General features: G+C 71.1%; 15 protein-coding genes. 9 read left to right on the top strand and 6 right to left on the bottom strand.

From position 1 onward, the window contains the following. The first annotated feature begins 163 nt into the window (after positions 1-163). Genes fabG through H0X00_RS01240 form a run of 5 tightly spaced genes read left to right on the top strand, consistent with a single transcriptional unit; the run spans position 164 to position 3422 of the window. The gene (gene fabG / locus H0X00_RS01260; protein WP_293766766.1) at positions 164-868 is read left to right on the top strand and encodes a 3-oxoacyl-[acyl-carrier-protein] reductase; all 705 of its coding nucleotides are present in this window, start codon (positions 164-166) and stop codon (positions 866-868) included. A 33-nt stretch (positions 869-901) separates the two neighbouring features. Further along, positions 902-1675, top strand: coding sequence for an enoyl-ACP reductase FabI (gene fabI / locus H0X00_RS01255; RefSeq protein ID WP_293766764.1), 774 nt, complete (start codon positions 902-904; stop codon positions 1673-1675). A gap of 37 nt (positions 1676-1712) precedes the next feature. Next, the gene (locus H0X00_RS01250) at positions 1713-1886 is read left to right on the top strand and encodes a hypothetical protein (RefSeq protein ID WP_293766762.1); all 174 of its coding nucleotides are present in this window, start codon (positions 1713-1715) and stop codon (positions 1884-1886) included. Further along, a complete protein-coding gene (locus H0X00_RS01245) occupies positions 1883-2386 on the top strand; it encodes a histidine phosphatase family protein (RefSeq protein ID WP_293766759.1) in 504 nt (167 codons plus the stop codon). The genes H0X00_RS01250 and H0X00_RS01245 overlap by 4 nt, the downstream gene beginning before the upstream one ends. A gap of 7 nt (positions 2387-2393) precedes the next feature. Further along, positions 2394-3422, top strand: a complete 1029-nt coding sequence (locus H0X00_RS01240; RefSeq protein ID WP_293766757.1) for an alpha/beta fold hydrolase — start codon at positions 2394-2396, stop codon at positions 3420-3422. A 27-nt stretch (positions 3423-3449) separates the two neighbouring features. Here the strand turns inward: H0X00_RS01240 and serB are convergent, their stop codons facing one another. The 3 genes from serB to glgC form a co-directional block, all read right to left on the bottom strand. Beyond that, on the bottom strand, positions 3450-4682 hold the full coding sequence (serB, locus tag H0X00_RS01235; protein ID WP_293766755.1) for a phosphoserine phosphatase SerB: 1233 nt from the start codon (positions 4680-4682) through the stop codon (positions 3450-3452). 87 nt (positions 4683-4769) lie between these two features. Continuing rightward, entirely contained in the window at positions 4770-4913 is a 144-nt protein-coding gene (locus H0X00_RS01230) for a hypothetical protein (RefSeq protein WP_293766752.1), read from the bottom strand. A 65-nt stretch (positions 4914-4978) separates the two neighbouring features. After that, complete coding sequence (glgC, locus tag H0X00_RS01225) at positions 4979-6217, bottom strand: glucose-1-phosphate adenylyltransferase (protein WP_293766750.1); 1239 nt, start codon at positions 6215-6217, stop codon at positions 4979-4981. A gap of 70 nt (positions 6218-6287) precedes the next feature. On the opposite strand from glgC, the gene H0X00_RS01220 reads away from it, so the two are divergent. From H0X00_RS01220 to glgA, 3 genes are all read left to right on the top strand, one after another. After that, complete coding sequence (locus tag H0X00_RS01220) at positions 6288-6839, top strand: prolyl oligopeptidase family serine peptidase (RefSeq protein ID WP_293766837.1); 552 nt, start codon at positions 6288-6290, stop codon at positions 6837-6839. After that, positions 6836-6994 (top strand): hypothetical protein, encoded by a 159-nt coding sequence (locus H0X00_RS01215; RefSeq protein WP_293766748.1) that lies wholly within the window; start codon positions 6836-6838, stop codon positions 6992-6994. The genes H0X00_RS01220 and H0X00_RS01215 overlap by 4 nt, the downstream gene beginning before the upstream one ends. Before the next feature lie 132 nt (positions 6995-7126). After that, positions 7127-8311 (top strand): glycogen synthase, encoded by a 1185-nt coding sequence (gene glgA / locus H0X00_RS01210; protein ID WP_293766746.1) that lies wholly within the window; start codon positions 7127-7129, stop codon positions 8309-8311. 163 nt (positions 8312-8474) lie between these two features. Here glgA and H0X00_RS01205 read toward each other — a convergent pair whose 3' ends face one another. Next, positions 8475-9236 carry a hypothetical protein gene (locus H0X00_RS01205; RefSeq protein WP_293766744.1) on the bottom strand — a complete coding sequence of 254 codons (762 nt, stop codon included), beginning with the start codon at positions 9234-9236 and terminating at the stop codon, positions 8475-8477. A gap of 98 nt (positions 9237-9334) precedes the next feature. Here H0X00_RS01205 and H0X00_RS01200 point away from each other — a divergent pair, with 98 nt between their 5' ends. Next, on the top strand, positions 9335-10147 hold the full coding sequence (locus H0X00_RS01200; protein ID WP_293766741.1) for an ABC transporter ATP-binding protein: 813 nt from the start codon (positions 9335-9337) through the stop codon (positions 10145-10147). A 118-nt stretch (positions 10148-10265) separates the two neighbouring features. Here H0X00_RS01200 and H0X00_RS01195 read toward each other — a convergent pair whose 3' ends face one another. Together H0X00_RS01195 and H0X00_RS01190 are read right to left on the bottom strand one after the other, a co-directional pair. Then, entirely contained in the window at positions 10266-10988 is a 723-nt protein-coding gene (locus H0X00_RS01195; RefSeq protein ID WP_293766739.1) for a transglycosylase family protein, read from the bottom strand. Positions 10989-11086: 98 nt separating this feature from the next. Next, positions 11087-11373: LysM domain-containing protein (locus H0X00_RS01190; RefSeq protein WP_293766737.1), on the bottom strand; the 287-nt coding region annotated here is incomplete at its 5' end.

Here is an 11373-nt window from a genome sequence, read left to right as displayed (position 1 = left end):
GCGATACCGGATGCGCCCACATCAGGACCAACGTCCCCCAGGTTTGCCCGAAAGGACGAGTTCGGCCCGCGATCCGGCAGGGGGTCGGCCCGGTTCGGACCAGAAAGTCCGGGTCCCGATAGCGTTTCCGGTGAACGCCGCCCCCCAAGTTCGAGGAGTTTCCGTGAGCCGTTCCGTGCTGGTGACCGGGGGAAACCGGGGGATCGGCCGGGCGATCGCGGAGGCATTCGTCGCCAACGGGGACAAGGTCGCCGTCACCTACCGTTCCGGCGAGCTGCCCAAGGGGGTGCTCGGCGTGGTGTGCGACGTCACTGACGGCGCCGCCGTCGACGCGGCGTTCGCGCAGGCCGAAGAGGCGCACGGTCCGGTCGAGATCGTGGTCGCGAACGCCGGCATCACCAAGGACACCTTGCTGCTGCGGATGAGCGAGGACGATTTCGCCTCGGTCATCGACACCAACCTGACCGGCTCCTTCCGGGTCGCCAAGCGGGCCTCGAAGTCGATGTTGCGGCAGCGCAAGGGCCGGATCATCTTCATCTCCTCGGTGGTCGGGCTGCTCGGCTCGCCTGGGCAGGTCAACTACGCGGCCTCGAAGTCCGGCCTCATCGGCATGGCGCGCTCGATGGCCCGTGAGCTCGGCTCCCGCGGCATCACCGCGAACGTGGTCGCGCCCGGGTTCATCGAGACCGCGATGACCGCCGAGCTGACCGAGGACCGGCAGAAGCAGATCCTCGGCTCGGTGCCGCTGACCCGGTACGGCCAGGTCGAGGAGATCGCCGGGGTCTGCGTGTTCCTGGCCGGGCCGGATGCCGCGTACATCACCGGAGCGGTCATCCCGGTCGACGGCGGCCTCGGTATGGGCCACTAAATGCCTGACTATCCGTCAGAACGAGAGGGAAACATGGCGCTGCTCGACGGCAAGCAGATCCTGGTCACCGGCGTCCTCACCGACGCCTCGATCGCCTTCCACGTCGCGCGTCTGGCGCAGGAGGAGGGCGCGCAGGTCCTGCTGACCTCCTACGGCCGGGTGCTACGCCTGACCGGACGGATCGCCGGCCGGCTGCCCAAGCCCGCCGAGGTGATCGAACTCGACGTCACCAACACCGAGCACCTGGCTGCGTTGGCGGACAACGTTCGCGCCGCCGGCTTCGACCGCCTGGACGGCGTCGTGCACTCGATCGGGTTCGCGCCGGAAGCCGCCCTCGGCGGCAACTTCCTCAGCACCGCGTGGGAGGACGTGGCCACCGCGGTACACGTCTCCACCTACTCCTACAAGGCGCTGGCGATGGCGGCCAAGCCCCTGTTCCCGGCCTCCGGTGCCTCGGTCGTCGGGCTGACCTTCGACGCGACCGTCGCCTGGCCCAAATACGACTGGATGGGCGTGGCCAAGGCCGGCCTGGAGTCCTGCTCGCGCTACCTGGCCAAGCACCTGGGTCCGGAGGGGGTGCGGTCGAACCTGGTTGCGGCCGGACCGATCCGCACCATGGCGGCCAAGTCGATCCCCGGGTTCTCCGACTTCGAAGCGGTCTGGGAGGCCCGTGCGCCGATCGGGTGGGACCTCAACGACCCGGTGCCGGCCGCCCAGGCCTGCGTCGCGCTGCTCTCCGACTGGTTCCCGGCGACGACCGGGGAGATCGTGCACGTCGACGGCGGCGTTCACGCCATGGGCGGCTGAGGCGGGTACTGGTCGGCGGGCGTGATTAACTGACGCGATGGACGACGGACCTCTCCCTCCGGGACCGGCGACGGCACCGCCGCGTCTCGGACGCCCCGGGGACCCCCTGCCGGCCCGGAGCGGGCGGCAGGTCGTGGTCGTGCTGGGCACGATGGTGATCTTCTTCTTCGCCCTGGTGATGGTCGCGACCTGGGCGGCGAAGAACGGGTGAAGCGCCGCCTGGTCATCCTCCGCCACGCCAAGGCCGAACGCGGAAGCTCCACGGACCACGAGCGCCAGCTGACCTCGCGCGGGCGGGGCGATGCCATCGCAGCCGGTCGCTGGCTGGCCGAGAACAAGTACGCCCCGGACCTCACGCTCTGCTCGACCGCCACCCGGGCCAAGGAAACCTGGGTGCTGGCCGCTACCGAGCTCGAGGACGGGATCCCCACCAGCTACGAGCGCACGGCCTACCACGCCGAGGTGCCCGACCTGATGGGGCTGCTCCGGGAGACCCCGGACGAGGTGAAGACGCTGCTGGTGATCGGGCACAACCCCGGCCTGCATTACCTGGTGCTGGGGCTGATCGGCTCCGGTCCGGAGGCGCTGGTCCGGCAGGCCCACGAACACCTGGCCACCGCCGGCCTGGCCGTGCTGGAGATCCCGGGCACGTGGTCGGAGCTGGCGGAGTCCGACGCCAAGCTCGCCGAATACGCCGTCGCCCGCGGCTGATCCACGGATGCTCCACCTGCGCGCCGTCCTCTGCGCGGCGCTCCTGGCCGGGCTGATCGCCTGCACGGGCGACGGCGCGGAGCCGGGGCTCCAGCCGGACCGCTCCGTGCCGGTGTCCGCCTCGCCCACGTCGGCGCCGATCGCGACCGCGGGGTTGCCCGAGGTCACCGACGAACTCTCGCTGCCCGCGCTGATGCGGGAGAAGTTTGTCCCCGCCCGGCTCCGGGTGGTGTCGGAACTCGGCCGCAACGCCGAGTTCATCCGCTCCCGGGTCAGCTACCGCAGCGGGAATCTGACGATCTCCGGGATGCTGCTGCGGCCGCGCGGCGAGGGGCCGTTCCCCGGCATCGTGCTCAATCACGGCTACATCGACCCGTCGATCTACGTCAACGGTCAGGGGCTGCGTCGCGAGCAGGAGCGCCTCGTTCGGGCCGGGTTCGTCGTCCTCCACACCGACTACCGCGGGCACGCGGACTCGGATGCCCCGGAGGACGCCTTCGACCGGGAGTCCCGGATCGGCTACACCGAGGACAGCATCAACGCCGTGCTTGCGCTGAAGCAGGAGTCCTACGTCGATCCGGAGCGGATGGCGATGTTCGGCCGCTCGATGGGCGGCGCCGTCACCCTCAACGCGCTGGTGGTGTATCCCGGCCTGGTGCAGGCCGCGGTGATCTACTCCTCCGTCAGTTCCGAGTTCGTGGAGAACGTCGAGCACTTCACCCGCCCCAGCCGACCGCAGATCGCCAAGGACTTCTACAACGCCTTCGGGCTGCCCGAGCTCTCGCCGGAGTTTTACGCCGGGCTCTCGGCGCGGACCTACTTCGACCGGATCACCGAGCCGATCCAGCTCAACCACGGCAGCGAGGACGGGACCTGTCCGTACCGCTGGTCCACCGCGACCCAGCAGCGGCTCGCCCAGGCGGGGGTGGACAGCGAGTTGATCAGGTGGCCCGGTGAGGACCATGCCTTCTACGCCACGTGGGCGGAGTCGATGGACCGCTCGATCGAATTCCTGCGGGAGCGCCTGCGGGTCTGAACCACAAAGCGTGTCACGCCTAGTGGTTCAGCGCAGGCGGATCGAGCCGGTGTCGGCGAAGGAGGGATCGCCGGCGTCGGCCGCCTCGACCTCCTCGCGGGAGATGCCGAGCAGGAACAGCAGCGCGTCCAGGTACGGCACGTTGAGCGCGGCCTGGGCCTGCCGACGGACCAACGGCTTGGCGTTGAAGGCCACCCCGAGCCCGGCCTTGGCGAGCATGTCCAGGTCGTTGGCGCCGTCCCCGATCGCGACGGTCTGGGCCAACGGCACCCCGGCCAACACCGCGAACTGCTCCAGGGCGCGGGCCTTGAAAGCGCGGTCGACCACGGGGCCGACGACGTCGCCGGTCAGCTTTCCGTCGACGATCTCCAGGGTGTTCGCCGCCGAGTAGTCCAGGCCGAGCTCGTCGACCAGGCCGTCGGTGATCTGGGTGAACCCGCCGGAGACGATCGCGACCTCGTGGTCGAGCCGCTTGAGCGTGCGGATCAGCGTCCGGGCGCCCGGGGTGAGCCGGACCGCGGCCCGCACCTCGTCGATGACCGAGGCGTCGAGCCCGGCCAGCAGGGCAACCCGGGCACGCAGGGACTGTTCGAAGTCCAGTTCCCCGCGCATCGCGGCCTCGGTGATCCGCGCGACCTCGGGCTCGCACCCGGCGTGCGCGGCCAGCAGTTCGATCACCTCGCCCTGGATCAGCGTGGAATCGACGTCCATCACCACCAGGCGCTTGCCGCGCCGGTGCAGCCCGGCGGGATGCACGGCGATGTCCACGCCGCGGGCCGAGGCCTCGGCGGCGAGCGCGATCCGCAGCGCCTCGGTGTCCTGGGCGCCGGAGATGTCGAGCTCCAGGCTGGTCACCGGCTGGCGGGACAGGCGCATGATCCGGTCGATGTTGGCGCCGCACTCCGCGATCCGCGCCGCGACCCCGGCCATCGCGGCGGTGCGCAGCGGGTGCCCGAGCACGGTGACGTGCAGGCGGCCCTCGCGTCGGGGGAGGTTGTCGCCGGTGCCGGAGGCGATCTCGACGTCCATCCCGAGGCCGTGGGCGGCCTGGGCCACTGCCGCCCGCAGGCCGGCCTCCTCGGTCCCGGGCGCGACCAGCACGCCGAGGACGAGGCGCCCCCGGATCACCACCTGTTCGACGTCGACCACCTGCACATCGCCGGAAACGCCGGCACCAGCGAGGGCGTCGAACACGGCGGCGGTGACGCCGGGCCGGTCCCGTCCGGTGATCGTCACGAGCAGGGTGCGGTCGGTGGCCATCGGGGACCACGCTAGCGGGGCCTGGATAGGGTCCGGGAGGCGACCAACACGGTCTACGTCGCGATCCGCCCGGGCCTGAACGTCAACTCAGGAAGCCAGGCTCCAGTGCCCGACGAGGCACTGTAGACGGGCCTGTCCGGCGCGGAGGAGCGAGCTGGCCTCGTGCCAGGCGATCGGCTCGGCCGGGGCCCCGCAGTGCGGGCAGTCCGGCAGGAGATCCATCCAGTCCATTAGGTAAGGCTAACCTATGTTGAGGGCGGCACCAAGCGGTGCCTACCTCCCTTATCGGTCCCCGATCAGCCGAACTCGAGGCTGGTGCCCTTCGCGACCACCCGAATGCCTTCCTCGGTGATCGTCACCCGCTTGAGGTCGACGTCCTTGTCGTTCACGCCGAGTTGGAAGCCGTCCGGCACGACCGAGTTCTTGTCGAGGATGGCGTTGCGGACCAGCGCGTCCTGACCGATCTTCACCCCGTCCAGCAGCACGCAACCCTCGATGCGGGCGTTGCGGCCGACCGAGACCCCGGGGGAGAGCACCGACCGCTCGACCGCACCGGCGATCTGCACGCCGCCGGAGATCATCGATTCCACCGCGTGCCCGGTGACGCCTTCGGTCCCACCCACGAAGCGGGCCGGCGGCCACGGGTCCTGCAGGGTGTAGATCGGCCATTCGCGGTTGTAGAGGTTGAACGCGGGGTTGGCCGAGATGAGGTCCATGTGGGCCTCGTAGAACGCGTCCAGCGTCCCGACGTCGCGCCAGTAGCCGAACTCCCGCCCGGCCGGCCCGGGCACCTCGTTGCGGGAGAAGTCGTAGACGTCGGCCTGCCCCTGTGAGACCAGCCTCGGGATGATGTTGCCGCCGAGGTCGTGCCGGCTGGTCGGATCCATCGCGTCCTCGGTAACGGCGCGGACCAGCGTCGAGGTCTTGAAGACGTAGTTGCCCATCGAGGCGAAGATCTCCTCGGGGGAGTCCGGCAGCCCCGCGATCTCGGTCGGCTTCTCCAGGAACTCGGTGATCCGTTCGCCCGCCGCGTCGGTGCGGATCACGCCGAACTGGTCGGCGAGACTGCGCGGCTGGCGCACCGCGGCCACGGTGACGCCCTGCCCGGACGCGATGTGCTGGGCCACCATCTGCCGGGGATCCATCCGGTAGATGTGGTCGGCGCCGAAGACGATCACGTGCTCGGGCTGTTCGTCGTCGATGAGGTTGAGGTTCTGGAAGATCGCATCGGCCGAGCCGGCGAACCAGTGCGGGCCACGGCGCTGTTGCGCGGGCACCGGGGTGACGTAGTTGCCGAGCATTGCCGACATCCGCCAGGTCCGGGAGATGTGCCGGTCCAGGCTGTGGTTCTTGTACTGGGTCAGCACGACGATCTTGAGGTAGCCGCCGTTGACCAGGTTGGACAACACGAAGTCGACCAGTCGGTAGATCCCGCCGAAGGGAACCGCGGGCTTGGCCCGGTCCCCGGTCAGGGGCATCAGGCGCTTGCCCTCGCCGCCGGCGAGGACGATCGCGAGAACCCGGGGTGACGCCATGGTCGTGAGGTTAGTCCCCTCCAGAATCCCGTGAGGCGCTAGTAGCGTCAGCGTCCTGCGGGTGCGGCGGATGCTGGTGGCCGGGATCTGCGCGGGGCTGTTGGCCGTGCCGGCCGCCTGCAGTTCCGAGGACGACGCGGGAGCCGGTGGCGCGCCTTCCCCCGCGGCGCCGGGCAGCTCCTCGGCGACTCCGACCGCGACCCTCGCCGCGGACCTGCCCCCGGTGACCGACGAGCGCTCGCTCCTCGTCCTGATGCGCGAGCAGTTCCCGGCGAGCCGGATTCGGCAGGTGTCGGTGGAGTCCCGCACCGACGACTACACCCGCTCCCGGGTCACCTACGAGGCCGGAGATCTGACGATCTCGGGCGTCCTGCTGGCCCACGCGGGTTTCGTCGTCCTGCACACCGCCTACCGCGGGCACGCGACCTCGGACGAACCCGTCGACGCCTTCGACCGCGAGAGCCGCCTCGGCTACACCCGCGACACCATCCACGCGGTGCTCGCCCTCGAAGGCGAGCCGTACGTCGACCCGGACCGGATGGCGATGCTCGGACGCTCGATGGGCGGCGGCGTCACCCTGAATGCGCTGGTGGCCTACCCCGGCCTCGTGGACGCCGCGTGATCTACGCGTCGGTGAGTTCGCTGCTGGCCGAGAACCTCGAGCACTTCACCCGCAACAGCCGGCCGGCGGCCGCCGACGACAGCTACCGCGACTACGGCACCCCGCAGGAGGCGCCGGAGTTCTGGGCCGGGCTGTCGTCGCGGACAGTGAACTGATCACCTACGACGGCGAGAGCCACACCCTCTACTCCCGCTGGTCCGAGTCGATGGACCGGACGATCGAGTTCCTCCGGGCCCAGTTCCGGGCCTCGACCGGAGCCCCCACCGGGCCCTAGTAGCGTCAGCGCCATGCGGGTCGATCTGCTCACCCGGGAGTACCCCCCGGAGGTCTACGGCGGCGCCGGCGTCCACGTCGAGTACCTGGCGCGCGAGCTGCGCCGGCTCACCGACGTGCGGGTGCGCTGTTTCGGCGGTCCCCGCGACGGCGACGGGGTGTCCGCCTACCGGGTGCCGGGCGGGCTGGAGACGGCCAACGCCGCCCTCGGGGTGCTCGGGGTCGACCTGGAGATCGCGGCCGGCTGCGAGGGCGCGGACCTGGTGCACTCGCACACCTGGTACGCCAACATGGCCGGCCACGTCGCCAAGTTGCTGCACGGCGTCCCGCACGTGATGACCACGCACTCCCTGGAGCCGCTGCGGCCCTGGAAGTCCGAGCAGCTCGGCGGCGGCTACGAGCTCTCCCGCTGGGTGGAGCGGACCGCGCTCGAGGCCGCGGACGCCGTCATCGCGGTTTCGGCCGGGATGCGCGCGGACGTGCTGCGCTGCTATCCCGACGTGGACCCGGACAAGGTCCAGGTGGTGCACAACGGCATCGACACCGAGGAGTACCACCCGGACCTCAACCCGGAACTGATGCGTCGTCACGGGATCGACGCGGACCGGCCGATCGTGTTGTTCGTCGGACGGATCACCCGGCAGAAAGGTCTGCCGCACCTGCTCCACGCGGCCCGTGACTTCGACCCCGACGCCCAGCTCGTGCTGTGTGCCAGCGCCCCGGACACCCCGCAGATCGCCGACGAGGTGGCCCGGCTGGTCGACGGGCTCAAGGCCGACCGCGGTGGGGTGCGCTGGATCTCCGACGTCCTGCCGCGGCCGGAGCTGGTGCAGCTGATCTCTCACGCCTCGGTGTTCGTGTGCCCGTCGGTCTACGAGCCGATGGGCATCGTGAACCTGGAGGCGATGGCCTGCGAGACCGCGGTCGTGGCCACCGCTACCGGCGGCATCCCCGAGGTGGTCGCCGACGGCGAGACCGGGATCCTGGTCCCGATCGACCAGGTGGACGACGGCACCGGCACCCCCCGCGACCCGAACGCCTTCGCCGCCGACATCGCCGCGGCGGTCAATTCCCTGCTGGGCGACCAGGCGCGGGCCGGCGCGATGGGCAAGGCCGGCCGGGAGCGGGCGGTCTCGCAGTTCTCCTGGACCGAGATCGCGCACCGCACCCACGAGCTCTACGCGAGCCTGATCCGCTGATCGCGGTGCGCACGACATCTCCACCGGTGGCACGATCGGCGGCGTCGGCTGAGGATCAAGGTTGAGACGTGTGAGGCGATCGCCACCGGCAGGTTGTCACTCCAGCCTCAACCTTGATCGTGGGCCGTCGCCGCGCGCGCACCGGGGTGAAACTGACGAACCGTCAGACCCGGGACTCGATCATCGCGTTGTAGGCCGCCATCTGCGCGCGGCGGGCCGCGCGGGCCAGGGGCCGCAATTCGGCGTCGCGCCCGGTCATGCCGTGCAGGTTGAAGGCAGCGCCGTCGTCGTCGACGGCCAGCGCGGTGATCGCCGCCACCCGCTGCGCCAGCGCCAGCACCCGGTGCGCGCGTTGGGGATAGCCGGGGGCGAGGACGTCCGCGCCGTTGCCGGAGCGTATCGCGGAGATCTTGTCGGCGGCCTCGGGCCGCCACCGGGCCACGTCGAGGGCATCGAGGGCATCGGTGGCGGCGCGCATGGTCTCGGCGAGTTCGCGCTCGGCCTCGCTCAGCGAGGGCAGATCGATCGGGGCCGTATTCACCCGCGCGGCGTGCCAGTGCACCGAGATCCCCGGGCAGTCGTCCGGGTTCTCCTCGAGCACTGCAGGAATCAGGCCCCAGGCCTCCGCGCCGTCGAGCAGGACCGCCTCGCCGGCCGCGAGGGCGTCGACGTTGAACTCCGACGGTCCCGGAAGGCCCAGCAGATCACCGGGGACAGGGAGGACCAGGCGCAGACCGGTGACGCCGGTGGTACGCAGCCGGGCCAGGATCACCGGCAGCGTGCTCTCGTCCAGTCCGGCCAGGCCGAGCACTCGGTGACAGTCCCGCCCGGTGATGCGCTCGGCGGCGGTGTCGGGGCTGACCAGGCCGGCGAGCACGGCATTGCCCCAGGCCACGAATCGCCCTGAGCGGAGCACGCCGTCCATCGGGAAAGCGTAAGCGCTGACCCGCGGTGCGGAGGCCCACATCGGTCCACGGTGCGTTGTGCGGGTCGCGGGCCACCGCGGTCGCGTAGCTTGAGGGCATGACGCTGGTGCTGGACCTCGCCGAGGTCGTCGTCCGCCGCGGTACCAAGCACCTGCTGGACGACGTCACCTGGGAGATCGCCGAGGGCGAGCGCTGGATCGTGCTCGGCCCCAACGGCGCGGGCAAGACGACACTGCTTCAGGTGATTGCCGGGCAGCTCTACCCGAGCTCGGGCTGGGCCGCGATTCTCGGGGAAGCGCTGGGGGAGACCGACGTCTCCGAGCTGCGCACCCGGGTCGGGCTGGCGAGTGCGTCGCTGGCGGACCGGCTGCCGCGCAACGAGATCGTCCGCGACGTCGTGCTGACCGCGTCCTACGGCATGGTCGGGCGGTGGCGCGAGAAGTACACCGACCTCGACGCCCAGCGCGCCGACATCCTGCTCCGCGCGCTCGGCGCGGCGCACCTGGCCGAGCGCACCTACGGGACGTTGTCCGAGGGTGAGCGCAAGCGGGTGCAGATCGCGCGGGCGATGATGCCGGACCCCGAACTCGTCCTGCTCGACGAGCCGGCCGCCGGCCTGGACCTCGGCGGCCGCGAGGACCTGGTCCGCCGGCTGTCGAACCTCGCGCTCGATCCCGCGTCCCCGGCGATGATCATGGTCACGCACCACGTCGAGGAGATCCCGGCGGGCATGACCCACGTGCTGATGCTGCGCGAGGGCAAGGTGGTCGTCGCCGGCCCGTTGCAGCGTGCGCTGACCTCGGCCAACCTCACCGCCTGCTTCGGCCTCGATCTGGAGCTGAAGTTCGACGCGGGCCGCTACGTCGCCCGCCTCGCTCCCCGCGAGCGCCTGCACCTCGCTTCCGGCTGAGGGCGGCGCGGTCCGGTTCGCGCATCCATGACCGCTCAGGCATGGATGCGCGGGGGTTCGACGGCGTGTCGTGCAGACCGCGCATCCATGCGCGCATCGGCATGGATGCGCGAACGCCTCACCCCGTGACCCCCGCCGCTGCCCGGGCGTCGCGCAGCTTGCGGTCGGCCCGGTCGGCGTCGGCTTTGGCCTTCGTGGCGACCTCGGCCGCAGCGATGGCCGCGTTCTGCAGTCGCGTCACCTTCGGGGCCCGGGCGGCCCACTGCTCGGGCGGGGCCTTGCGGGCGTTGCGGACGGCGCGATCGGTCTTCGCCTTGGCGGAGTCGGCCTCGGCCTGCTTGCGGGCTGCCTTCGTCGCGGTGTTCGTCGCCTTGCGCTCGGCCGCGGCGAGCACGGTCGCGGCATCGGCGGTGGGTGGCGTGGGAGCGGGCGCGACGGGCGGCCTCGCCGGGTCGGTAGGAGCGGGCGTCGGCGCGGGCACGCTGGGGAACGGGCTGCCCAGGGCGTCGGTTGCGGTCAGCTTGAGCTTGGCCGAGCAGGCGGGCCAGGGACCCCAGCCGCGGTCGGCGAGCAGGCGCTCGGCGACGGTGATCTGCTGCTCGCGGGTCGCCCGGTGGGCCTGAGGCGCGAACTGCTCGCCGCCGTAGGCCCGCCAGGTGCCGGCCGAGAACTGGAGGCCGCCGTAGTAGCCGTTGCCGGTGTTGATGGTCCAGCGCTTGCCGCTCTCGCACTGCGCGAGACGGTCCCAGGTGTCGGAGCTGGCGGCGTAGGTGGGGACGAGACCGGTGCCGGCGATGGCGAGGGCCAGACCGGCGGCGAGGCGGAGCAGGTGTGTGGCCACGCCGCGACACTAGGCAGCGGACTAACCCTCAAGTAGAGGTTTTACCCGGTGATCATCTGAGCGTGGCGGATGATCACCGGGCAACCCGTGACAAACCGTCAGACCTGGAGCTTCATCCCCGGCATCAGCCGGTTAGGGTTCGCCCCCACGACCTGCCGGTTGTGCCGGTACAGCTCCGGCCAGGTCAGGCCGAAACGCGACGCGATCGAGCTCAGGGTGTCGCCGGACCGGACGAGGTAGACGTCTGAGTGGCCCCGGTGCTTGGCCTGCCTGGCCTGGTGAGGACGCTGGGCGCGCTTGTCCGCGACGGCCGAGCGCTCGGCGCCGCGGTCGGCCCGGCCCTGCAGCACGCTGGGGGTGCCGGCCGCGTCGCTGCGGTCCAGGC

It is taken from the genome of Sporichthya sp. (genome assembly GCF_013815995.1).
Taxonomy (GTDB): Bacteria; Actinomycetota; Actinomycetes; order Sporichthyales; family Sporichthyaceae; genus Sporichthya.
This window is presented reverse-complemented; position numbering and strand designations above follow the sequence as displayed.